We start from the raw sequence: 25,040 nt of genomic DNA, 5'->3' as shown, positions 1-25,040 counted from the left end.
CGCAGTCCGGTAAACGATTTAGAAATTCGTCATCTTATCAGTAATGCGTTAACGGATAAAATTCATGATCGTGAAGTGTTTATGAAGGGTATTGATATCAGCTATTATTATGAGGGATATACAGAGTACAATACAGATGATTTGTAAGGGCGGTATCTCTAGGAGAATTTTTAACGAGACTTTTAGTAGGGGGCACACGACTGGAAAAAGAAAATTGTACGTTGGGTGTTTTTTGCCTATCTCCCTTTTTCGGGACTCTACCTCTATTTATACTTGTATCTGAATGGTGAAAGCTTAGTGTTAAATAGGGGTGATACAAAATACTCGGGGACATGCCTGACGGTAAGTATCAGAACAACTACTACTGGGGTACGGAAACGATTCTAGGTATGAGGGGCCACTCTGGAAAAATATTCAAATGGACACCGTAAATATAAGAAAAAAACCTATCTGCGGATAGGTTTTTATTTTACAATGAAGATGGTTGAATATTAAAACATATATAGATTCTAGGGGGATTAGTCATGCCTAGTATTCAAGATACGATATATCCAAGAATTAAACATAATATAAGTACGGAAGATTTAAGGAGTGTATATACGCCAACAAGAAGTGAAATAGAATGGACAAGTTTGAAAACAAAAGGAACATTACAGCAGCTAGCGCTACTAATCTTGCTAAAAACTGTACAAAATCTTGGATTTTTTACACGTATTTCAGAGATACCTCCAATTATAATTAAACACATTGCTCAGTCAGCTCAATTACCTATCCCTATTGAAATTGAATGGGAAGCATACAGTAAAACAGGTTCTGGTGCAAAAATAGAATAAAAGATAATAAAGCGCATAGATTCCTAACGGAATCGTATCTTATGCCGCAAGCCCAAACAATTGATGGATGAATTCTTTCTGATTTTGGACAGACTGGTCCTGTAAATCAACCTGTTCTTTTTTAATCATATGCATGACTTCTACTCCAGAAAGAATGGATGTAGCTGTGTCAAAACATTTGAACCCTAGCATAGAACGAATTCGCTTCTTTATAAAACGATGATCTTGTTCTACTATGTTATTCAAGTACTTTTGTTGTCTAAGTCGCATACCACCAGGTATGCTTTTTTCTTTTTTCAACTGTTCAATTGCTATAGGATAAGCTGGATTTTTATCGACTGTTATAACACGAGGTTTTGAAACATGAAAAGACTGCAAGGCCTTCTTGAAAAAGCGCTTTGCAGCCTTCTGGTCTCTTGTTTTGCTTAGGTAAAAATCGATTGTATTTCCTTTTGAATCAACAGCACGATACAGGTACATCCATTGACCTTTTACTTTGATATATGTTTCATCGACTCTCCAGGAGTCATTTGTTTGTTTAAGGTGATGTCGGATTCTTTTGTCTAATTCAGGACCGTACTGATGAACCCAACGCATAATCGTTGTATGAGAAATGGATAAGCCCCGTTCCTCCATCATTTCCACTAAATCACGAAAACTGAGGTTGTACCGTAGGTACCATCTTACCGTTAACAAAATAATATCAGGCTGATAATGTTTCTATTTGAATACATTTTCCTTTTCCATACCAATCACGCACCTTCTTTAGGTTAGTAGTATCAGTATGTCCAAGATTTGTAGATTTATTGCAATTGTCCTGAAGTTTTTGCACCAGAACCGAAAAATGTACGTTGTGTAAGAGTTTAAGGTTTTTATAGTTTGATAGATGGGGAACTGTAACAACATGTTCAAAACAAAAGGTTAAGATTATTTAGCTGGCCCAATGACTACAGTTTCAGTAATTGGTGAAAATACGTTATTTAAGTTTTCAATATTCATGCCATAAGCTAATTGAAATATTTTTGGGGGAGTTAAACGTAATACATCAGATATTTCGGTTGTTTCAAGAATGCCGTTATTAAAGGTCGACTGTATTTGTGTATTATCTTGGTTTCCTGTTACCCAATGCAGCCATCCCATTGGAATAAACACACCATCTCCAGGTTTTGTTAATCGATAAATATAAATTTCGTGAGTATTAGGATTCAAAATTCCGATAGAGGCACCACCAGATACTAATCTATTTAATTCCCAAGTGTTTGTATGCCAATGGGGTTCTCGGATATACCCTTTAGAAAGATGAAGCTCTGCAATTGAGCTATCAGTCATGGAGGGGATTTGTGTAGAACCTGCAGAATAAAGAATATTTTTATCGTTTCTTTTACAACGTATAGAAAAATTATTTTCTATACTAAAAAATAAATCCGGCGTAGCAGATGACTTTTGAATATTTTCCATTATCATGTTCCTTTCTAACTTTTAAAATATTAATATTATATGTTTAATATTTTAAAAGTTCCGTTTTGTATTTTAACAATGTTATATTTTGTTGCTTTGCTACATCCTTGCAAAACTTTTTTCGGCTTGAATTTGCTATTATACGAGCTGAACCGCTAGTGATTCGTTTTAAAATTTCACTTACCAAATTAATAGAATACGTTATATGTGGGGTTTTGCCCTCACACGACGAACCAGCTTCAACCCCAAAAGGGAAATGCAAACCCTTATTTAAAACCGTTTATTTTTCTTTTTAAGCGCATATTTTTGTTTTTACGACAAATAGTATTATTTCAGTTTTATATTCTTTAAAAGAGATTTTGAAGCGTCTGAATGACATCTTATATTTTGCTGTTGTTTGTTTATAAATTATAATTTTGTATTTACTTAATTTAGATGAATCTCTTTTAGTATTTTAAAGTAATGTTTGATTGCAAGTTATAAAGAATGTGTTGTCTACAGCAGGTGCACATTTGATGCTATGAAGGGTACCTTGTGTACACCTCGATTCTACTTTTAACAAAAAATACGTGTAATTGGAAAATTTTGAGTCGACCGTGAGTGCACATCCTGGAAATTCTCGTGTACCCACGTTTAAGCTAGGCTCTGCCTAGCCCCAACTTCTAGTTGGGCCCAAAAAACCCTTATGCTCTTCTCTCTGTTTGGATTCGGAATTTCCAATTTTATAAAATGATTTATCTTTTAGCTAAAATTTACTATGTTAAAAAAATAGGAATGTGATTCTGATTGTGGTTTGTTGCAAGGTTATTAGCAAATACTTTGTAGCGCGGCTATGATCTTCGCTGTATAGGTTAAATAATTGTGTATTAAGAAGAAAATGGAATATGAAATAAAGAAAGAGAAAAATCGTTATTTTATATGACAGGAAGATATAAACTTTAGTAGAATGAATTAGTAAAAACCTAGGTTTAATACCTAGGTTCCAATGTTGATTTTTTTGAAAATAACCATTGGTATTAAAAATATTTAGGTTTTTATCTAGGTTTTAAAGGTGGGTAAAAAGATGGATAAAAGTGAATACCTAGGTGGAGAAAATCCAGGTTATATAGGGATGACTGTTAAAGAAGTTGCATTATGTTTAGATGAATCATCAAATGTTATAAGGAATTGGATGAAAGAATTAAAGACATATATTCCTTTAGAGAAAAATGAGTCAGGTTACAATATTTTTGATGAAAAAGCTCTTGAACAAATGAAGATAGTTAAGCAATTACATCGAGAACAGAATTATTCAATTAAACAAATTGAACATTTTTTTGCTACAGGTGGAGAGAGTATAAAGCTTGTTCCTAGCAAAGAAGTTGGAGAAATTTTAGCTGAGGAATTAAAAGCATTAAAAAATGAAGTTAGTAAACTTAGAGAATATAGTGAGAAACAAGAAGAATTTAATAAATTGTTAATTGAACAATTACAAAAGCAAGAAAATTATATTGATAATAAGTTAGAAAAAAGGAATCAGAAGTTACTTGAAACAATTCGTGAAGTACAAGAAACAAAAACATTAACAGCATCTACAGAATCAAAAGGATTTTTTGCAAGGTTATTTGGAAAATAATTGTTTTGAGATTTGCGGACGGATCCCAGGACAGGGCAAAAACCAATATCTTCGCCAAGATTCGTGGTTCTACTGTTAGAAAAAGGCGAATAAGAATATAGTATATATATAATAAGGGAACGCAGTATAGATCAGTCTACAAGCATTTTTTGTTATGATTATGTTATTATTTTTGTTTTGAAAATTTAGAGAATTTAAGTAATTAAATGAATTTGAATAAGAAAATAAAAAAGGGTAACTTTTATTAAAAGGTTACTTTTTTTATTTATTACTAATGTTTTGGTTTATTATGCTTTTGGTTTAAATACTATCCAATGTGGATTTGGATTATCTTCATTTATATTTCCAGTTTAAGGATATCTAAGGGTACCATATTCTGAATATCCTGTTCTAGCTCTATTTTTATCTGCTGCATCACTTTCTTTTAAACATTGGATAGGAGATATTTTAGCACAAACTGTAATGTAATTATAAACAGTTTGACCGTCTGTACAAGCGATTATAATCCCTTTAGTTTTATTGGCCTAAAATTGTGAAAAGCTGATACCTTCAACGTTTGTTTCTGTATTACAAGCATAAGAATTTGCTATATTTCCTGGTGCAAAGGAGTCTGTTTGTAAACGTTGAATATCTTTTTTATGGAAATGCTCTTTATATTTTGTGTTAGCTTGATATTGCTCTCCAAAATCAAGATATTCTCTATGACCATGACCAAACTATGAAAAATTTATGATTTTATTTAAACGTTTTCCAGTACCCTTTATTGAGAAGTTTTAAAATATAGTAAGTGAAATTATAGGTATAATTTTATGTGAATATTAAAGTTAAAAAGGGGTCACCATACATGTTCATCAACTTAAGAATTTCCACTACCCCCAAGTACAAAAAAACGTTATTCTTTCTTAACTAGCTTGTTAAGAAAGGATAACGTTTTTTTGTATCTCTTGATTCAAGATGAATTACAACGATTTGTGGAAGAATTAAAGCGATACATCACACCTGTATTTTTAGAAGAACTGGTTTATCAGATACAGAAATAGACATAAAAAAGCGCCATCTTTTCTTATGATTTTACAGAAAGAATAGCGCATTTTTTCATTTTTTTAGGGGGTATTTTATTTTGTTAGCTTGATAGTAATGTGGCGGTCCCCCGTTTAGCTTTATTTAAAAATTTTGCAATAAAACTACTTTTTTTGATTTATCCAATTTGCATAATATTGATGTTTGCCGATAAAAACTTGGTAGTTGAAGCATTCGTATTATTAATTAGTTGGAGAATTTGATTGGAATCTGATCCGGTATTAAAGACAGCAGAACCTGCTGCACTTGTAAATATAGTGGATAAGTCAGTAAGTGCTGGAGCCAATGATAAACTTTGCTCTAAAAATTTGTTATTTAAGGATAATATAACACGAACAGCTAATCCTGCGGTCAAGGGACATGCAATGAAATTATAAGAAACAAAGTATGTGGCATTAGGAGCCAATGAGATAGACGTTGGCGTGTTTGGTGAAAAATTGATGCCCGTACCGTTAGTTACTTCTGCTTCTAAAAAAGGTATCGGTCCATTATAATCTACATTTACATATCCATATCCATAAATACCAGTATTATTGTTTGTTACTGAATCCCTACTGGAAGAATCTATTTCTACAATCCGAAGGTTAACACTATTAAAATTTGCCCCCGCAGTACCAGAAGGTGGAAACCCGATTAATTGTAAAACACTTGGATTTGGTGTGGATGGAGTATTAAAGACGACACCACCCGACACACTTGAGACTGGTATATTCAATCCTGAAGGAATAGTTGATGGAAAAGATAATGTTTGCGATCCTGGTATAAGTAAGCCGTTAAGAATTAATTGAGAAGATAAAACAAAACCCGCAGTTGGTGTGGAGAACTGAACGTTATATTCAGCCAAATAGGCTGTGCCTGGAGCCAGTAAGATATTAGACATTCCTTGTAACCGAATAGAATTTCCATTTTGAACAACAGTAGATAGGATAGCTGGTGATCCATTGATAGAAATACCACCGCATCCTCCCGAGCAAGAAAAATCTGCGCTGCTATTCATATTCTGCTCCTTTCCTTGTATACATTATATGAGTTTAGTAATACTTAAGTCAGTAAGGTCGTACGATTCAGGTGTCGTTCCATTATTTATCAGTTGTAGTAGACTTGGAGCTCCGCTAGGTGTATTAATAATTGTGTTTGATGTCAACGCTGTTATACCTTGAAAACCTCCAGGCAATGACTGCATAACTGAATCTGATGCTGGGATTGTTACTCCATTCAATTGCAACGCAACATCGCCAATAATAGTTCCAGCAGTAGATAATTCTGCTTTCGTACGATAGTCAATGTAGTAAGTTTGATTAGGTGCGAGAAAGATATCCGTTGAACCGGGTACATGGGTTATAGCAGTACCGTTGAGTGTATTATTAGTTGGAAATGGAATTGCATCTCCTGGTGCAATTATCGGAGTACTACCATTTATAAAGAAAAATGCATTATTCGCCGTAATTTGCACGCCCGTAGGACCTGTAGGTCCCGTAACTCCTCGAACTCCCGTAGCTCCTGTAGCTCCTGTAGCTCCTGTAGCTCCTGTAGCTCCTGTCCCCCCGGTAATACTTGCTCCCGTAGGACCTGTAGGTCCGGTTACACACGGACAAACCCCAGTAGGTCCAGTTATCCCAGCAGCTCCGGTACTTCCAGTGCTACTAGCACCTGTAGCGCCGGTAGCGCCCAAATCTCCCGTAGGTCCTGTAGCGCCGGTAGCGCCGATTGTCCCTGTAGCACCAGTATTTCCGGTGATGCCAACTAAACCAGTAGGACCTATAGCGCCTGTAGCACCGGTCGTCCCTGTAGCACCAGTTGTCCCTGTAGCACCTGTAGGTCCTTTCAAAGGCGTGTTAATAACAGCAGTTAATTTATCAAATAACAACATTTCATATTTTATAGATTCCGCTATCGTATCTCTTACACTTCTATTGATATTCAACAAATCACTAATAGAAGCCGGTGTCGTTAACCCTGGTATAGTTCCAAGTGTATATTGAAGTTTTTCGGCTTCAGCATTAATAATATGACTTAGCCCTAGCTCTTCTAGGGCAACAGATACTAATAACAAATTTAATGCGTCATCTAAACCAATCGTGATTGTAGGTGTAATATTGGGTACGTTCGCTTGTGACACTATTATCACTCCTATTATTTATCATCAAATTTATTAAACTTAATTTAAGGCAATGACACTGACATCCACAGCAGTAATGTCTCCAACTGTACCTCCATTTATAATTTGAAAAGCTGAAGGAGAACTCCCTGTAGCATTTACGATTATAGCACCGCCTAATGTAGCACTTCCTGTCCCAGCCATAAAATCTTGGAGTAATCGTACACCATTAACAGTGAAATAGACAGAAGAACTATTCGTTGGATCCAGTTGCATTGTAGCAATACCTGCAATATAGTAGGTATGACCTGGTTGTAGAAATATAGTAGTATCACCCGGAGTAAGTGAAATCAATGAACCTTGTTGCAATGTGATCGTATCAAATGGTGCTGGAACACCATTACTGATAGAAGACAACCCAGATGATATAGCCCTTAGGAAATTTGTGATTGGAGGGCCCGGTGTTCCAGTAGCCCCTGTAGGTCCAGTGGCTCCAACTCCAGCGGCTCCTGTTGCTCCCGTTGCTCCTGTTGCGCCCGTAGCTCCGGTCAAACCTGATGAACCTGTAGCCCCGGTAGGTCCAGTTGGACAACCAGTTGGACAAGTACCAGTAGGTCCTGTAGCACCTGTAACGCCTATAGGTCCAGTAGCGCCCGGTATTCCAGTAGCGCCCGTAGCGCCCGTAGATCCAGTAGCACCCGTAGCCCCAGTAGCGCCCGTAGATCCAGTAGCGCCCGGTATTCCAGTAGCGCCCGTAGTACCAGTAGCGCCCGTAGTGCCCGTAGCGCCCGTAGTCCCAGTAGCGCCCATAGTCCCAGTAGCGCCCATAGCCCCAGTGGACACATCCTGCTGCAAGATACTGTCTAACTTAAATTCCAATAGGATAGAATTCTTAGCTAAAGTACGAATTGTATCTTGAACACTGCTATTAAGCAGCAATAAGTCATTAAAAGTGGCTGGAGGCGTTAATCCAGACAGCGTACCGACTATATATTGAATTTTCTCTCCTTCGGCGTTAAGAATATGACTAAGTCCCAGCTCTTCGATGGCAATTGAAGCGAGTAGCAGAGGGATGACCTGATCGTTGGTTAGCGTGATCGTAGGTGTAATATTAGGCAAATTAGCTTGTGACACTTGACATAACTCCTTTCTTATTTTATTGAATTGTATAAACAGAAATAGAAACACTATTGAATGTAGTCGTAGCTCCAGAAGTGTTTATTAGCTGGAGTGTCCCAGGTGTGCTTCCTGTCTGAATAATCGTTTGGTTAGACAATTGTACAGGAACCCCATCAGCACCCGTATAAGTAGCCTCTGTTCCCGGTATAGGAACACCATCCAAAGTCAGAACCGTCGACGCCGTAGTACCTGTAGTGACCGCTTGTGCAGCATAATTGACATAATACGTATGGTTTGGAGCAAGAGTAATAGTCCCAGTACCTGGAGTGTTCGAAATCAGCGTACCATTCACGGCATTACTTGACTGCAGGATAACGGGAGCACCATCCGCCACAGTTTGAGGAGTCACACTGATAAAGTTCGCATTCGCACTGGTAATAGAGGCTCCTGTAGCACCTGTTACCCCAGTTGCTCCTACACCCCCGGTGACGCCCGTAGCACCTGTTACCCCAGTGGCGCCCGTAGCCCCAGTTGCTCCAACTCCAGTGGCGCCTGTAGGCCCAGTCGGTCCTGGTGGACAATTTGGCGGACAAGGCCCAGTAGCTCCAGTAGCACCCGTAGCGCCCGTAACTCCAACTCCAGTGGCGCCTGTAGGTCCAATCGGTCCTATAGCTCCAGTAGGCCCAGTAGCCCCCGTAACGCCCATAGGCCCAGTAGCCCCAGTAGCCCCAGTTGCTCCAATAGGTCCTGTAGCCCCAGTAGCCCCCGTAACGCCCATAGGCCCAGTGGCGCCTGTAGTACCTGTTACCCCAGTAGCTCCAGTTGTCACAGTAGAATTCTGCACGGTAGACAATTTGGAATCTAATAACATCTCTTTCTTCATTACGGTATTCAACGTATCTCTAACGCTTTGGTTAATACTAAGAATATCACTAATACTGACAGGGCCGCTTAATCCTGGAAGCGTACCAATCGCATATTGGATTTTTTCAGCTTCGGAGTTAATGACATGGCTTAGTCCTAATTCTTCTAAAGCAATAGAAGCTAGTAAAAGATTCACAGCGTCATCTCTAGAAAGTGTGATATTTGGTGTAATATTTGGAATATCAGCTTGTGACATGTATACTTCCCCCTTACTATATGGTTGCAGTCTGCGCTGCTTAAAATATAGTATGGAAGGAGTAACTATAAAGGGACATGTTATTACACTAATTTTGAAAAAATGGGCTGACAAAAGTAACACCTTCAAATGAAATGCACCTCAATTATTAAACATTAACTAATAATTGAGGTGCATTTATAAATATTTACTAGGCGCTAAATTAAATCAATATTGGGGTTTAAACAAGATACATATAATCTTAAACTTACTTTTATTTCTAAATAAATTAAATCTGAAATTTCTCTATTATTTTTTAATTTATTATCATATACCCTAATTATGCGATTGAAACGAGATATTTCCAATAAATAACTAATGAATAATTAAGGTCAGCTCCATGCCCATCAACTAAAAAAACTTTACTACCTCCAAATGTCCAAAAATGATCTGTATATCAAAGGTAAATTGATTTGCAAATCATTTGTGTGAGCAAAGTCCCTTTAGGGGTAGCGTCATGAAAATGCGGATTTACAACGATAAGGAAATTTCAAATTAAAAAGCCCAACTTCTCTACAAATCAAAATAGAGAAATTGAGCTTTTCAGTTACTTCATTTATTTATTGAATTCATTAACTGGAAGAAGTATTCAGGTTTATGAGTCTTATTTAGGTTATACCATGAATGTAATGCATCTGGTGTAAATACATCTATTTTTTTCAGTACCTCCATTGCAAATTCCAGAGGAGCTATTCCTGATGCAGTAACTAAATTCGCATCAGATACCACAGATCCCAGCTCATAAAACTTTTCTCCTTTATAGTTAGGACATACCATTTTAGTATATTCTAAGTTATTACTTGTATGCTTTCTAGTATCCAAGTATCCCATATTCGCGAGGGCATCAGTTGCACCACAAATTGCAGCAACAATAGTGCCAAGCTTTAAAGCTTGGCCAATTCTTTCCAAGATAGGTTGATGCATTTCTTCACTCCAAGTAGTCCCTCCTGGTAAAATTAAAAGATCTTTACTCTCAAGAGTACATTCATCAAGGGAAATATCTGGTTTTATGCTCAGTCCTCCCATAGTAGTAATCATTTCTTTATTAGCTCCTACTGTAATTACTTTTAAAGGTGCTAAATCTTTTTTGAAATATCTTCCTGAGTTTAGTTCAGCAATTAAATATCCATATTCCCAGTCCGACATTGTATTAAATACATATAGAAAAGCTTTTTTTGTTTGCATCCAATAACACTCCAATCACAATTGATATAGCTATTATAATATAACTTCCCTGACAGTTAACGTCAGGGAAGTTATCATACTTGATGAAATTTTATTAATTCCGACAGAACTTCAACAAGTCTTTTCTTAAGGCTTATTGGCTCAATAACTTTAATAGATTTATTGTACGGTAAAAGTAAATAAGGTACATATGTATGTATTATATCTTTTTCAAGAAGAAAAACTGCTTGATTTGATGTCACTTTAGGAGTTATTTTGCATCTATTTCAAGCGCTTTTTTGCACTATGAGTAAATATAAAAAGCCCAATTTCTCATTAAAATTGAGAAATTAGGCTTTTTTCGTTGCTCCATTAAAGCGCCCGATTGTTGAAGATCGCTATTGAACTAAAGCCCTTCGTTCAATAAGAAAAAGGCTCTGCTTCTTTTCGAAGTAAAGCCCCCTTTAGCTTATTAGACAATATTATTACGAAACAACTTATATGAATTGTAAATAAAAGCATTTCATTATATGAATTTATTTATATCTAATCATTTTGTTTGGTTATGGTAATTTAACTTGTCTTTCTTTAAGTCAGAGTAATCTCTTCCTTACTATTATTCTGCTGACCTACGATAGTTAAGATTACTTTCCCTTTTGATTTTCCATTTTCTACATAACCAATTGCTTTTGTAGCTTCTTCAAATGTGAAGATCTTATCAATCGTTGGTTTAATCTTCTCTGATTCCAAAAGTTCTGTTAATACTTGTAACTGTTGTCCGCTATGCTTCATGAAAAGAAAAGTGTACTCCACATCGTGCTTTTTTTCTAAACTAGTTAACTTTGTACTTGCTAATGAGAGTAACATTTTTTTAAAATGTCCCAGTCCCATTTCCTTTGCAAAACGACCATTTGGGGTACCAGAGATTGAAACAATCTTCCCACCTTTTTTTACTGTCAGAAATGACTTCTCTAAGGTTGCTCCCCCAATAGTATCAATCACTGCATCATAATTCTTTATAATTTCTTCAAATTTTTCTATTTTATAATTAATAACTTCATCCGCACCAAGTGATTTTGCTAAATTGCTTCCCTCACTTGCTGTAGTTGCAACATAGGCTCCCATTTCTTTTGCAAGCTGTATAGCGAAAGTTCCTACACCTCCAGAGCCAGCATGAATTAAAATTTTTTGATTATTTTTAACCTTCAAGATGTCGTAAAGGGTCTGGTAAGAAGTTAAACCAACCAAAGGGATAGATGCAGCTTCTTCAAAGCTAAGATTTTTAGGTTTTATCGCAATATCATCTTCATGTACTGATAGATACTCTGCAAATGTGCCAATCTTGTTAGAACGGGGACGACCATAAACTTCATCGCCTACACTGAATTTGGTTACATTTTTCCCCACTTCGATAATCGTTCCCGCAAAATCGTTTCCTAATGTCAATGGCATATCGTAATGCAGGAGTAGCTTTAATTCGCCCTTACGTATTTTTGTATCAAGTGGGTTTATACTCGCTGCATGTATTTTAACTAATACTTCATTATTGCCTACTTTGGGTACTGGTCGATCAATAAAAGTAGGCTCTTTCTTGTATGCTTCTATTACAAATGCTCTCATCACAAAACTCCTTTTAACCTGAATGAAATTACTGACTCACTTCGCTCCTTAGGTTGTAACGATTCTCAATTCCCTTTCATACTTTAAGGAATAATAACTTCCCCTAAACTTAAACATGTTTAGGGGAAGTTTAATTTATTGTTACCGTTGCTCTTTAATCACGTTCTTCATTCAAGAACGGGTAATCTGTGTATCCTTCCGCACCACCCGCATACATTGTATTTCGATCAGGCTCGTTTAATCGTGCATTGACTTTCAAACGCTTCACAAAATCTGGGTTTGCGATTAACCAAGTCCCTACAGTTACAACGTCAGCCAGTTCATTATCCAAGTCTACTGTTAATTTATCTAAAGGGCGTCCTGCTCGGTTAACGAGAAGTGCTTGTGACCAAAGCTTTCGTATTTCTTGTAGTAATGGTTCGTTTCCAAAGTGCATGACGTGAAGATAGGCAAGCTTGAGCTTATTTAACTCCGCAATTAGATAATGGTACATCTCAATACTTGTTTCTCCCTCTTCTATACCGTTTAAAGTACCTTGAGGTGAAAAACGAATACCCGTACGTTCGGCCCCAATTTCTTCAACAACCGCTTTAGCTACTTCAATAGCAAATCGAGATCGGTTTGCTATTGAACCACCATACGCATCTTGACGATGATTAGAGTTTTCGCTTAGGAACTGCTGAATTAGGTAACCGTTAGCCCCATGTATTTCGACACCATCGGCACCAGCTTCAATGGCTGCTCGTGCTGCCAAACGAAATTCATTGATTACATCTTTAATTTCTCCTTCTGTTAACTCTCTAGGAGTAGGAACTTGCTTCATTCCTTGAGGAGTGAAAATTTCCACATTAGGAGCAATGGCTGAAGGAGCAATGGCTTGACGGTGATGTGGTGTGTTATCTGGGTGGGATACACGCCCTACATGCATCAGTTGAATAAATATTTTACCGCCTTCGTTATGAACTTTAGATGTAACTTTTTTCCATCCTTCAATTTGAGCCTTAGTATAAATGCCTGGTGTATTTGTATACCCTTGCCCATCATCAGAAGGTTGAGTACCTTCACTTATAATTAAGCCAACAGACGCACGTTGACCGTAATACTCAACTGCTAAATTACTAGGTGTACCATCTTCTAAGGCACGACTTCTTGTCATAGGTGCCATGCCTATACGATTCTTTAAAGAAATATTTCCAATACGCACTTCATCAAATAGCTTACTCATAATCAATCTCCTTTTTTGTTTGTTATGATACTTATAGTGCTGTAGCATCTAAAAATGAATTAACATTCTCAGCAAATAATTCTGGGAACTGAAACAGGTGTCCATGACCAGAATCAGGATAGATAATCAGCTGTGCATTTGGTAAATTCTCAGCTAGAATATAACTATTTTTTGTTGGTACCATTACATCTTCAATACCATTGGTCACAAGCACTGGATGAGGAATGTTTTGCAACCAATCGTAATTATGATTAGTCTTCGGTTGGGCCCATTTTGCAACGGCTTTTAGTTGAGCTGCTTGTACTTGATCTGAGCTTTCAACCTGTTTCTGATTCATGATTCGTTGTAGAGACTCCATTCCAGCAGCTTTACTAGTTTCAGTTGAACGGTAGAAGAAGAACATGAAATCATCTAAAGCATCGTTTACATTTCCTCCGTGGCGATTCATTCTCTCAAATATTACTGGATCTGGATTTACTCCAGCTTCTGGAGACGAACCAGCTATAATAATACGGCGAATGAGGTGTCCTTCTTGTAAGGCTAATTCTTGAACCACCATCCCACCAATTGAGAAACCTAGAAGATCCACTTGGTTAAGTCCAAGTGCTTTGATAAATGTAGCAGCGTCTTGTGCCATTTCTGTTATCGTTTCTGGTGTTCTACCATTTGTCTCTCCAACTCCTTTATTATCAAAAAGGATCACTGGTCTTTCTTTTGCAATTGGAGCCAGCATGTTAGGATCCCAATTTTCCATGGTCCCTCTAAAATGAACAAGGAATACGACAGGTGTACCTGATTCCGCACCAAATTTCCTATATGCAAAACGTGTTCCATTCGCTTCAATAAATGTTGATTTTGTTGGAATTGTAAATGTTGTCATATAAATTCTCCTTAAGTTTTTTTTTATAAAGAAAGTCTTTTTTAGAACGTTCATTCTAGAATGGAGAAAGAAAAAAGAAAGCTATTCTAACACTTTCAAAATTAAATCAATAATGCTTTCTAAATCCTTTTTTGTATACTTGGTTTTAACTAATACTCTTAAACCAATAAGGTTATTATGCAGAAATTGAGCAGTAACTTGAGTATTTAAATCATTTTTAAGTTCGCCTTTATTTTGCCCCTCTTTTAAAAGTTTATTGAATAACTCTTCTGTATCGTTAAACATTTTAGTAGTTAAATGTTGTATATCTTTATCTAACAAAGACAACTCTACAGCAGTATTAACTGCAAAACAACCTGCTGGATAGATTTCTAATTCAGCTAAATTGACTACATACTCAAAAATATTTCTAATAGCTATCTTCAATGTTGAAGAATTGCTTATAATTTTAGTTAATTCTTCTGCAACAAACACTTCATAAGATTTTAAAGAAGCTAAGAATAATGAGTACTTGTCACCAAATGTATCATAGATACTTCTACGATGGATCCCCATGTGGTTAACCAAATCTTGCATCGATGTTTTTTCATATCCTTGCTTCCAAAAAAGTTCCATCGCTTTTTTTAGAACTGCCTTTTCATCAAATTCTTTATTTCTAGCCATCTCAATTCCTTCTCCCTAAAGAATAAAAAATCTTTAACAGTCTTTTTAGACCAAACGTTCTACAATGCACATTACACTATATAGAATAATTAGTAAAGTATTGAGTTTTGGATATTATCTTCTGACACATACTAATTATCTTTTCAACTAAACTTCCCCGTTAGCTTACTTAAGTACATCGTTTAACAAAATCACATCAATATTAACATAAAGTCCTATTTTTAATTTAGAAGTGGTATTCAATTAAATGGCCCGATTGCGGAACAAAATCAAAAAAGCAGCCTGTCAATATTTCTTAAACCCAATATTTGTTCCAAAACTCGTCCTTTTCTGGACACGCTTCTTTTTGATTTAAAAGAAGCGTTTTTTATTGTCTTATATGTAATAAAACTCTGTTCATTATTCTATGTTCAATAACCAATGTGTTTATATCTTATGTTACAATGGTAATAGAGTAAAAATTAGAAAGAGTGATAATTGGTGTTAATTGGATATGCACGTGTATCTACAGGATTACAAAATTTAGATTTACAAACAGATGCACTAACTCAATATGGTTGTAAGAAAATTTTTCACGATAAAATGAGTGGAACAAAAAAACAACGTCCTGGTTTAGAGGAAGCAATTCATTATGCACGTGAAGGCGATACAATTGTAGTTTGGCGATTGGATCGTCTAGGACGTAACATGCAAGATTTGATCCAAATTGTGAATAACTTAAATAAACGTGGTATTGGTTTTCATAGTCTTCAAGAAAACCTAACAATGGACAAAAGTAATGCAACAGGACAATTGATGTTTCACTTATTCGCAGCTTTTGCTGAATTTGAACGTAATTTAATAGAAGAAAGATCGGCTGCCGGTCGAGCAGCAGCTAGAGCAAGAGGAAGGCTCGGTGGCAGACCAGAAAAGTTTGGATTGAAAGACATAGAAATGATGAAATCCCTAATTGAAAGTGGTACACCTATCAAAGATGTCGCAGAAAAATGGGGTGTATCTCGCACTACAATTTATCGCTATTTAGAAAGACAATAAATCGGAAAGGTGGGTATTAATGCAAAATGAACATCCTCCATTAACGGCTTATTCAGAAGAACAACGTCGAGAAGCAATGGTAAAGTATAAAACCATTGCGCCTTATCTTACTGATGAGAAAACATTAACTGTTATTATAGAAGAAACCGGTATTGCCAAAAGAACGCTGCAATACTGGATTCAGGACTATAAACAAAATGGATTAAAAGGTTTAATTCGAAAAACAAGAAGTGATGCCGGCAAAACACATTTAGAGCCGGAAGTTGTCATATCGATCGAACAATTGATATTGAAGTACAAAAGGAATTCATTAACGTCTATTCATCGGATGATTTGTGAGCAATGTCAGAAAAAAGGCTGGGAAAAACCAAGTTATTATCAAGTGCATAAGGTATCACAGTCCCTTTCGCCAAGCTTGAAGAAGTTAGCGCATGATGGTCAAAAAGCATACAACAATCAATATGATTTAATTCATCGAAGAGAGGCAAGCTACCCCAATGAAATTTGGCAAGCAGACCATACCCCATTAGACATTATAGTTTTAAATGAAAAAGGAAAACCAGAAAGACCTTGGCTAACAATCATTTTAGATGATTATAGCCGAGCAGTCGCTGGATATTTCTTAACTTTCGAAAATCCCTCTGCTATACATACTTCTTTGGTCTTACACCAAGCAATATGGAAAAAAAGTAATCCCGATTGGCAAATATGTGGTATTCCTGAAATATTTTATACAGACCATGGGAGTGACTTTACATCCAACCATTTAGAGCAAGTAGCAGTTGATTTAAAAATTAATCTAGTTTTTTCTACAATTGGTGTTCCAAGAGGGCGTGGGAAAATAGAGAGATTCTTTTTAACCATTAATCAATTGTTTCTGCAAGATTTACCCGGTTATTTGGGAAATCAGACTAGCACTTCACTTCTTACCATTAAAGAATTAGATGAAAAATTATCAAATTTCATTATAAGTTACTATCACCATAGGGTTCACAGTACAACAAAGAAAGAACCGATACAGGCGTGGAATAATTCTGGATTTCTTCCAAATATGCCTGAGAGTTTGGAAAGTCTTGATTTATTATTGCTAAATGTAGCGAAACCAAGGAAGGTTCATTCTGACGGGATTCACTTCCAAGGACTTAGATATATAGACACAAATCTAGCTGCATACGTTGGAGAAACAGTCATTATTCGTTATGATCCAAGAGACATTGCGGAGATTCGAGTGTTTTATCAAGATAAATACTTATGTACGGCTATTTCCCCTGAAATCTCCGATTATACAGTAGATTTAAAAGAGATTGTTTCAGCACGAAATAAAATACGGAGAAGTCTAAAAAAGCAACTCGATTCTGGAAAAACTATTGTAGAAGAAATTGCCTTGTCAAAGAAAAAGGATCTAGAGGACAAAACAAATGAACCTACCAAAAAGTCAAAGTTAAAGAGGTATTTCAATGAATAAAGGTCAAAAATTTATTGAAACAAAAGAATATAAGCGATTTGCCGAGTTTTGTGATGCATGTATTAAATATAAATATATAGGCATTTGTTATGGATTACCGGGTGTAGGAAAAACATTGTCCTCAAGGTATTATGCAAATTGGGATTCCATTGAAAAACAAATAGCTTATAAAACAGCAAATGAAATTGGCCAAGATGCAGATGAAAAGATACTTGAAGCTAGGACAATCTTTTATACAGCTCCAGCTGTACGAGCCACTAAAATGACTGACGAGATTCATACTATTGGAATTAGAATGAACATGGTAAGAACTATGTATAAAGTACTTACTAAAGGAGAAGAAGAAAAATACTCCACTGACGCTTATGAGAATATCGACTTGATTATTGTTGATGAAATAGATCGCCTAAAAGTACAAAATTTAGAACAACTTAGGGATATCTACGATCGAAATGATATAGCGATGATATTAATTGGAATGCCTGGCATTGAAAAGCGATTAGCTCGATACCCTCAACTCTACTCTAGAATTGGATTTGCCCATGAATTTGATAAACTTAGTAAAGATGAAACCCATCATATTTTGGAATATAAATGGGGAGAGTTAGGACTTTCTATAAAGCTTGAGGACTTTTCCGATTATGAGGCAATAACTAGCATAATAAAGATTACTGGAGGAAACTTTAGGCTCATACAGAGATTGTTCACTCAAATTGAAAGAATACTCGAAATTAATAAGCTTGAAACAATAACAACAGAAGTTGTTGAAGCCGCACGAGATAGTTTAGTAATCGGAATCAAGTAAATAAAAAACGCTATCGTTTTATATAATGATAGCGTTTTAATATTTACTTATAATGCAAAATATTACTTAAAACAAGAGCAAAATAACTCCAAAAGTGACAAGAATACCGAAGAAAGCAAATACAGAAGCTTTGCGAGGGATTAGATTGCAACATATTTACGGTTACTGATTTCCATTAAAGTTAAGGAGATGGTCTATATGGCAACTGAGACAATGAGCATCAAGGATTTTATGGATGGTAATTATGGAGCGAAGAAAAAGTGGAGCTTGTTCAAAAAGAAAACAAAAAAATATGCACCTGTGGCGGTGCGAGTTGGTATTGCAATCGGTAGTGCTATTATATTCAGCAACATTATAGATATTCCACATGTATTCGCATCAGGAACAGAAGCAGATGCGCCAAATGTAAATGAAGTATTCAAGGATGTGCAATCAAAAGATGGCAACTTTAAAAATTATATAGATGGCCAACTGTACAACAGAATCGTAAATGCATTTGAGCCAGTTATCTTTCTAATTAAAGCAGTATCCTACCCAATTGCATCCGTTGTAGCGCTATGCGGTGGATTATTTATTATGGTTGGTAGCCAAGAACGAGGTTTCTCGTTAATCTCCCGTGCTGGGATTGGATATATCGTAGTACAAATGATACCGCTGTTTATGAGATTATTGGTTGAAATAGCAAAGGCGATTTAATCCCTACATGAGTGGGGCTTTTTTCTTTGCAGGAATTTAAAAATCGTTAGGGAATATTTTTTCTAGGAGGTGTTGTGACGCTATGACGGACGAGATTGTTTATTCTGCTAGTGAAGTATACAAAAGGCTAGGAATATCCGATAGTACGCTCAGAAAGTATATGGAAGTGTTGCAACGAGAGGGATTTACAGTAAAGAAAGATAAGCGTGGCAGACGTGAATATACAGACGGTGACATCCTGGTTATTGAGAGATTAATTGAGCTTAGTAAGCATGACGGTATGACGTTGGAAAAGGCAGCAAAGATGATTGCACAACAAATAGAAAAAGTTAATCCGGATTTGATTAAAGAAGAACCTGAGGACACGAACTTAATTCCATTTCATATTCAAGAACAGCTACAGCAACAATACAGCGTTATGGCGCAGGAAATGAATCAAAGTATATTAGCGATGGAAGAACGGTTAAGTGAGCAGGCAAAGCAAAGCAACGAGGAAATTAAAGCGAGTATAGATCAACATAATGAACGAGTGGAAAAACGATTGGAAGCACGAGATGAGACGCTTATGAAAACATTACGTGAGATACAAGAGGCGAAGAAATTAATGCAGGAATATCGTGAAGAAGTCGCTGCTGCAAAAGAGAAGAAAAGGCCGTGGTGGAAGTTTTGGTGAGGACTTTATATAAACTACGTAAAAGTAGAAAAGTATACATTTCTACTTTTCCACTTTGATGAGGGATATATAATAAAAAAAGAAGTATCCCCAACTAGAAACAGGGATACTTCTTTTTTTATTTCAGTCAGTAATAGGCGTAACTGTTACTACAAATGAATTATTCTTATTTTTCACAGGCACCACTCCTATTTTAAAACTATATTGCTTGTTATTTCTTTTCCAACATTTCGTAAAGGTGTTTGTACATCCCTTTATAACCTTCAGATTGTCGCGTTGTTAGTTTAGTATTTACATAGCTTTCAAGAAGCATGTCAATGATACTGTTAATTGATGCCTTATCCATGCTTTCTTGTTCTTTTATAAATGGTTTAAGAGTATTTAGCTTTAGCAAAACAGCAGGTGAAATTTTAGCTGTTTTAGATGGAACTAAACGCTGATCTTGTTTCTCAGGAACAGGTATTTTCCCTTTATTAATGATAGGAGTCATAACCTTTTTCTTAACAGGCTCATTATTACGGCCGAAATCGTTTGTTCCTTTTATCTGTACACCTTTGTCATTTAAAGTATTTCCGGGTTTTGTGACTATAGGTTGAAATGGTGCTTTAGACATTATGAGCCTCCTCCTTAAGCATTAATAGTAGCAAAATAGTTTTCATGTTCATTAAGTTCGCTAAGAACATCGATGAATAGTTGATGAGCTTTTTCATCCCACATATCAATATTGCCACTAACGTTAACATTTTTATGAATTCCTTCAATATCGTACACTTTTAGACGCTCTTGATATCTCACAATTGTATCTAGAACATTTCCGCCATACATTTCCTGAGCTTGTTGTAATACTTTATTATCCACTCGTTTTCCTTGATGTAACATCATTGGAATAATACCTAAAACTTGTAGGTCTGCATCATATGTTTCTGCTAAGAACTGCATATAAGCGATATATGTTTGAGCGCCCTCTAAAGATAATTCTTGTGTTTGTAGAACGATGATACAATAATCGGCTGCTATCATAGCGTTATCTGAGTAGTCACTGATTGTTGGTGGTACATCAATGTAAATACGATCATATTTATCTTTTAATGGTTCTAGTAATTTTTTTAAATATGTAATTTGTGCAAGTTCATCCTCTGGGAACATATCAAAGAGGATTTTTGATAGTTTTCTAAATGAAGTATTAGATGGAACAATGTCCAAATTCTCAATTACTGGAATAATCTCATTCTCTAAATTTTGATTTAGAAATGCATCCGTAATAGACTTATCAATTTCTTCAATGTCACCTGTTTTAGCAAGGACTCTTGTAGCGTTCCCCTGAGGATCCATATCCACTAAAAGACATTTTTCATTAAATACTGTAGCAGCTTCATAAGCCAACATTGTAGCTGTTTTTGTTTTTCCAACTCCACCTTTAAAGTTACCGATTACGTATGTAGTTGCTTGTCTAGTCATTTTCGACATTCCTCCATAAAACTCCGAATAAGTATACCTTTGAGTAAAATGTAACATCTACATTCAATATTCGCAACAGTATACCGTAGAAAAGTTTAAGTTTTTTAAACGGATTTATCGAAAAAGTAGAAAAGTATACTTAAGCGTAAGATTTTTTAGTATACTTTTCTACTTTTCTACTTAAACGTAGTTTATAGAATGGATGTTTTTACGGATAGAAAAGTATACATTTCTACCTATGCGTAGTTTTAAAGTTTTTTCTTTATACACTGGTATTTAAGGGTTAATTACAATTTTTCAGGAGATTACGTTTGTAAATGCGAGAACAAAAGTATACATTTCTACCTATGCGTAAGTTAGGTAAAGTATACCAACTTTCAATTATAGGTAGAAAAGTATACTTTTACACTTTTGCGTAGTTCTACATTTCTACTTACGCGTAGTTTCAAGTTGTCATTTCTGTATTTACAAACAAAAAAACTTGCTGTAACGTAATAAACAACAAGTTTTTCAACAAAAAAAGATTTAATTTGATATTGTACATAAAGAGCTCTTTAGAGCATATTCGATAAATAATTTACAAAAACAAATAAAAAAGAACGGCTGTCTAATAGAGATTTCTCAGGTCTCAATCTGACAGAAAAGTAGAGTTACTGACAATAACTTTACTCCCCGGTGAATACACGTTGCTGACAACAACTTGTATTCCATTTACACACTGACCAACCCAGTATGTAAACTTCCCAGTACCGTTCTAGTTAACTATGTTATTAGAGATATAAAAATATCTGTATTTAGTATAGTTAATTAGTGATGGATTGTAAAGATAGATATCCTTATTTAAGTACGGAAAAATTACGTTTAAATATGGAGAAATTCTGTTTTTATATACTTTTCAGGGAATTTTCAAGGTGAGCAGTGTAATAACTGCTCACCTTTTTTATTGTCAAAAATCTAGTAGAAAGGAGATCTAACATGGATAAAGCGCAGCAAGCAATTGAATTGATTTTACATAGTGGATTACGAAAATATAAATACAAGAATTCTAGAGCTAGCATCGCCAGGTTAGACTCACAGGATACTAGTAAGATGAATGACCGATTTGTATTCATTACGCGTACAAAAGAAGATTTAATGCATCCCTATGGAGCTAAAGGAGTTGTATTAACTTCTCAAGAAGCAGTTCTGGATCATATCGGACAAGCTACGCATTGGACACCGAATGTATTCAGAGTAGGTACATATTTGGACAGAAGCAGAAGAATTATTAAAGGTCATGAAGAACGTAATTTAAAACAAATCAACTGTTTCACTGTAGATATCGATACAAAGGACATTACTCCTGGAGAAATCGTACTTGCAGCAATGGACAAGCAATTAGGCATGCCTACAGTTATCTTGGAAAGTGTGAAGGGATACCAGGCTTATTTCGTACTAGATAACCCATTGTTCATTTCAAATAAGAATGATTTCCGTGGATTACGTAGCGCAAAGAGAATAAGCGAGAACATCAGGAAAGCTTTAAGCGATTTATTACCTGGTGTTGATTTGACATGCAATGATTTCGGATTCTTCCGTATGCCAAATGAAGAGAATGTTGTATGGTTTGATGCAGAAAGCACGTGTAATTTAGCTTATTTAATCGAATGGTCCAAGGATCAAGATATTGGCCACCGTAGAAGTTTATTTACATTTCTTTCGAACAAACCAAGTCGTACGACACAAATCACTGAAGGATGGGTGCAAAAGGTATTAGCATGCACGCATATTAGAGGTCAAAAAGGTGTAATTGGGCGTGATAACGCGGCATTTACGCTAGCTTTAGCATGCTATTCTTCTGGAATGACGGAAAAAGATGCATACAACTTATTAGACCAATTCAATACAAACTTAAACAGCCCTTTGAAAAATGCCAGCATTCAAAAGGCTATTCGTAGTGCCTTCTCTGGTAAATACAAGGGTGCAAACAAAGCGTACATTAATCATATTTTAGAAGTTTGGTCAGATGGGGAAGTATCATTTTCAGGACCAATACCATCTCAATATTGGTATAAGCATAAGAAAGCACGTAAGGAACGTGTGCGTAGCCACTGGTATGAGTGGGAGCAGGACATCATTGGCTTCTTAAACGCGCAGAAAGACACAGAAAAAGGATTTGTATACTTCACTCAAAAAGAACTGTGTGAAGCCTTACAAATCCCAAGAAGTACGTTAAATAGCGTGTTAAAGAAATCAAAAAAAATATATATTCACATAATCGGTAAAGGCAGCCAACGACAAACAGGACTGTCTACTTTGGCGTTGCTTTTTAACCATGCTATTAGTCGAAATAAAGAGCTGAAAGAACTATACTTTGAATTTATACAATCGATTGTTCCAAGTGCAGCAGAGTGTTTATATAAGCTGACACAAGAGAAACCCAATGACTTAATCACACTAAATACAGGTTAATTTGTAGCTTTGTCCAGTCTGCCAGTACATATTTCTACTGTACCTTTTTTTCTTGGTTTTTAGGCTTGTTGTATCTATCTTCTATATTTTTAGTATTTTAATGTCTAAACTATCTACAGTATATGAAATTTAGTCTTATTGCTGGTAGGGGTCACCATAGGTTCTGGTGCAAGAAATTTATTAAACTTGGACATACTGATATTAATATTCTAATAAAGGGGTACGGCAATTTTCATAGTTTTTAAGGTGTTTTGTTATACTGACTATGAATTAGGTATAGTTGTTGGATGAAAAATTATTAGTTTTCTTTACTGAACACGTAATTTCTTGTTTTAATTTCACTTTACTGAATACAAAAAAACTAATAAAGTAGGAGTATTTAGTACATTTATTCGTTCATTATAGCTTTAATCGTTAAAAATCAAGTTGTAATAGTTTAAATGGTATTCAAATTAAATAATAGGTTGATGGACTTATAGTCTAAAAAAGAAGTAGAGCGTACAGCGAGGAATGGTTATAGAGATGTAAGGACATTTTTTGATGCGTTTGTGGAAAATGATTTTAAAATGCTGGGTTTGCCACGAAATTTGGTAAAATCTATGAAGAATACAATTATTGTTGAAAAGTATAAGAGGAAAGTAAAGAAATGAAGAGAAGCTAGTATAAAGTCACGAGAAGAATATATTACAGTCGAACAGGCAATGGAGCTTATGCCATCAGTAATATATAAGTAATTAGCAGATTATCCTGGGGTGTCCACTAAGACAGTTCAATGACTAGAGAAAAGATTTTAAAAGGAAGTGGACAGGTTATGTTTTTTAAACCGTATATATGGACTTCCTTTGTTTTTAATAATTTGGTACGTTTTAGTCTTGTGTGTAGTTGTTGCATTTATTATTTTTATAATAGGAATGTTAGGAAAGCTTTTTGAAACTTGGAAAACTATTAAGGAGTAAAGGAAGTGACATGAATGCTAGAAAATAAGTTAGGTATTACAAATCAAGTTGAATTGGCAAAAATTGAAGAGAGACTTAGTAAGGCTAATGCTAAAAAGTTATACGATTCGGGTGATATTAGTAACTTAGAGGTTGGTACATACAAAGGATTAGCAGCTATCCATAAACATCTGTTTGGTGATATTTATGAGTTTGCAGGTAAGACACGTAATGTAAATATCTCAAAAGGAAATTTCCGTTTTGCTCCGGTTATGTATTTAGAAGCGTCACTGGGTTATATCGACAAAATGCCCCAGTCTACCCTGAAGGAAATTGTAGCAAAATATGTAGAAATGAACGTTGCTCATCCGTTTCGAGAGGGCAATGGTCGTAGTACACGTATTTGGCTAGATTTGATTTTGAAAAAAGAAGTAAAGAAAGTCGTTGATTGGAATCTTATCAATAAAGAAGATTACCTCTCAGCAATGGAACGCAGTCCGGTAAACGATTTAGAAATTCGTCATCTTATCAGTAATGCGTTAACGGATAAAATTCATGATCGTGAAGTGTTTATGAAGGGTATTGATATCAGCTATTATTATGAGGGA

General features: G+C 35.6%; 21 protein-coding genes and 4 pseudogenes. 11 read left to right on the top strand and 14 right to left on the bottom strand.

Annotated features, from left to right (window positions below; genetic code table 11):
* Together ACX5JI_RS25955 and ACX5JI_RS25950 are read left to right on the top strand one after the other, a co-directional pair.
* Positions 1 to 147 (top strand): annotated as a pseudogene (locus tag ACX5JI_RS25955) (protein adenylyltransferase Fic); the annotation flags it as partial.
* A gap of 377 nt (positions 148 to 524) precedes the next feature.
* Positions 525 to 833, top strand: coding sequence for a DUF4158 domain-containing protein (locus tag ACX5JI_RS25950; protein ID WP_459503854.1), 309 nt, complete (start codon positions 525 to 527; stop codon positions 831 to 833).
* A 39-nt stretch (positions 834 to 872) separates the two neighbouring features.
* Here ACX5JI_RS25950 and ACX5JI_RS25945 read toward each other — a convergent pair.
* Positions 873 to 1,580 (bottom strand): annotated as a pseudogene (locus tag ACX5JI_RS25945) (IS6 family transposase).
* Positions 1,581 to 1,760: 180 nt separating this feature from the next.
* On the bottom strand, positions 1,761 to 2,291 hold the full coding sequence (locus tag ACX5JI_RS25940; protein ID WP_459503853.1) for a cupin domain-containing protein: 531 nt from the start codon (positions 2,289 to 2,291) through the stop codon (positions 1,761 to 1,763).
* Positions 2,292 to 3,354: 1,063 nt separating this feature from the next.
* Here ACX5JI_RS25940 and ACX5JI_RS25935 point away from each other — a divergent pair.
* Entirely contained in the window at positions 3,355 to 3,906 is a 552-nt protein-coding gene (locus ACX5JI_RS25935; RefSeq protein ID WP_459503852.1) for a DUF3967 domain-containing protein, read from the top strand.
* Between the two features lie 1,198 nt (positions 3,907 to 5,104).
* Here the strand turns inward: ACX5JI_RS25935 and ACX5JI_RS25930 are convergent.
* The 10 genes and pseudogenes from ACX5JI_RS25930 to ACX5JI_RS25885 all read right to left on the bottom strand — a co-directional run bounded on the left by ACX5JI_RS25930 (position 5,105) and on the right by ACX5JI_RS25885 (position 14,914).
* Positions 5,105 to 5,983: a hypothetical protein gene (locus ACX5JI_RS25930; protein WP_459503851.1), complete on the bottom strand. Its 879-nt coding sequence runs from the start codon at positions 5,981 to 5,983 to the stop codon at positions 5,105 to 5,107.
* A 24-nt stretch (positions 5,984 to 6,007) separates the two neighbouring features.
* Complete coding sequence (locus ACX5JI_RS25925) at positions 6,008 to 7,105, bottom strand: alpha-helical endospore appendage domain-containing protein (RefSeq protein WP_459503849.1); 1,098 nt, start codon at positions 7,103 to 7,105, stop codon at positions 6,008 to 6,010.
* A 39-nt stretch (positions 7,106 to 7,144) separates the two neighbouring features.
* Positions 7,145 to 8,218 (bottom strand): alpha-helical endospore appendage domain-containing protein, encoded by a 1,074-nt coding sequence (locus ACX5JI_RS25920; RefSeq protein WP_459503847.1) that lies wholly within the window; start codon positions 8,216 to 8,218, stop codon positions 7,145 to 7,147.
* Between the two features lie 22 nt (positions 8,219 to 8,240).
* Positions 8,241 to 9,323 (bottom strand): alpha-helical endospore appendage domain-containing protein, encoded by a 1,083-nt coding sequence (locus ACX5JI_RS25915; RefSeq protein WP_459503846.1) that lies wholly within the window; start codon positions 9,321 to 9,323, stop codon positions 8,241 to 8,243.
* A gap of 591 nt (positions 9,324 to 9,914) precedes the next feature.
* Positions 9,915 to 10,547, bottom strand: coding sequence for a type 1 glutamine amidotransferase family protein (locus tag ACX5JI_RS25910; RefSeq protein ID WP_459503845.1), 633 nt, complete (start codon positions 10,545 to 10,547; stop codon positions 9,915 to 9,917).
* 74 nt (positions 10,548 to 10,621) lie between these two features.
* Positions 10,622 to 10,786: pseudogene (locus ACX5JI_RS25905) on the bottom strand (DNA-binding transcriptional regulator); the annotation flags it as partial.
* Positions 10,787 to 11,114: 328 nt separating this feature from the next.
* A complete protein-coding gene (locus ACX5JI_RS25900) occupies positions 11,115 to 12,146 on the bottom strand; it encodes an NADP-dependent oxidoreductase (protein ID WP_054611618.1) in 1,032 nt (343 codons plus the stop codon).
* A 154-nt stretch (positions 12,147 to 12,300) separates the two neighbouring features.
* Positions 12,301 to 13,371 carry an alkene reductase gene (locus tag ACX5JI_RS25895; protein ID WP_054611617.1) on the bottom strand — a complete coding sequence of 357 codons (1,071 nt, stop codon included), beginning with the start codon at positions 13,369 to 13,371 and terminating at the stop codon, positions 12,301 to 12,303.
* A gap of 31 nt (positions 13,372 to 13,402) precedes the next feature.
* Positions 13,403 to 14,251 carry an alpha/beta fold hydrolase gene (locus tag ACX5JI_RS25890; RefSeq protein WP_241603758.1) on the bottom strand — a complete coding sequence of 283 codons (849 nt, stop codon included), beginning with the start codon at positions 14,249 to 14,251 and terminating at the stop codon, positions 13,403 to 13,405.
* 81 nt (positions 14,252 to 14,332) lie between these two features.
* Complete coding sequence (locus ACX5JI_RS25885; protein WP_054611615.1) at positions 14,333 to 14,914, bottom strand: TetR/AcrR family transcriptional regulator; 582 nt, start codon at positions 14,912 to 14,914, stop codon at positions 14,333 to 14,335.
* Positions 14,915 to 15,394: 480 nt separating this feature from the next.
* Between ACX5JI_RS25885 and ACX5JI_RS25880 the strand changes: the two genes are divergently transcribed.
* From ACX5JI_RS25880 to ACX5JI_RS25855, 6 genes and pseudogenes are all read left to right on the top strand, one after another.
* Complete coding sequence (locus ACX5JI_RS25880; protein ID WP_000904909.1) at positions 15,395 to 15,949, top strand: recombinase family protein; 555 nt, start codon at positions 15,395 to 15,397, stop codon at positions 15,947 to 15,949.
* A gap of 19 nt (positions 15,950 to 15,968) precedes the next feature.
* Positions 15,969 to 17,414, top strand: a complete 1,446-nt coding sequence (locus ACX5JI_RS25875; RefSeq protein ID WP_459503844.1) for a TnsB C-terminal domain-containing protein — start codon at positions 15,969 to 15,971, stop codon at positions 17,412 to 17,414.
* Positions 17,407 to 18,219 (top strand): AAA family ATPase, encoded by an 813-nt coding sequence (locus ACX5JI_RS25870; protein WP_459503843.1) that lies wholly within the window; start codon positions 17,407 to 17,409, stop codon positions 18,217 to 18,219. Before ACX5JI_RS25875 ends, ACX5JI_RS25870 begins: the two co-directional genes overlap by 8 nt.
* 101 nt (positions 18,220 to 18,320) lie before the next feature.
* Positions 18,321 to 18,398: pseudogene (locus ACX5JI_RS25865) on the top strand (replication-relaxation family protein); the annotation flags it as partial.
* 19 nt (positions 18,399 to 18,417) lie between these two features.
* Positions 18,418 to 18,915 carry a hypothetical protein gene (locus ACX5JI_RS25860; RefSeq protein ID WP_459503841.1) on the top strand — a complete coding sequence of 166 codons (498 nt, stop codon included), beginning with the start codon at positions 18,418 to 18,420 and terminating at the stop codon, positions 18,913 to 18,915.
* Between the two features lie 82 nt (positions 18,916 to 18,997).
* The gene (locus tag ACX5JI_RS25855; RefSeq protein WP_459503839.1) at positions 18,998 to 19,588 is read left to right on the top strand and encodes a DUF3967 domain-containing protein; all 591 of its coding nucleotides are present in this window, start codon (positions 18,998 to 19,000) and stop codon (positions 19,586 to 19,588) included.
* Positions 19,589 to 19,799: 211 nt separating this feature from the next.
* On the opposite strand, the gene ACX5JI_RS25850 is transcribed toward ACX5JI_RS25855, so the two are convergent.
* On the bottom strand, positions 19,800 to 20,201 hold the full coding sequence (locus ACX5JI_RS25850; protein WP_016131622.1) for a hypothetical protein: 402 nt from the start codon (positions 20,199 to 20,201) through the stop codon (positions 19,800 to 19,802).
* A gap of 14 nt (positions 20,202 to 20,215) precedes the next feature.
* Positions 20,216 to 21,046 (bottom strand): ParA family protein, encoded by an 831-nt coding sequence (locus ACX5JI_RS25845; protein ID WP_097836567.1) that lies wholly within the window; start codon positions 21,044 to 21,046, stop codon positions 20,216 to 20,218.
* 975 nt (positions 21,047 to 22,021) lie between these two features.
* Here ACX5JI_RS25845 and ACX5JI_RS25840 point away from each other — a divergent pair.
* A complete protein-coding gene (locus ACX5JI_RS25840) occupies positions 22,022 to 23,497 on the top strand; it encodes a primase C-terminal domain-containing protein (protein WP_459503838.1) in 1,476 nt (491 codons plus the stop codon).
* 970 nt (positions 23,498 to 24,467) lie between these two features.
* On the top strand, positions 24,468 to 25,040 hold a 573-nt coding region (fic, locus tag ACX5JI_RS25835), incomplete at its 3' end, for a protein adenylyltransferase Fic (protein WP_459503837.1).

The organism is Bacillus sp. C1, assembly GCF_054570475.1.
Note: the sequence above shows the minus strand (reverse complement) of the source record. Positions and strands in the feature narration are given on the sequence as shown.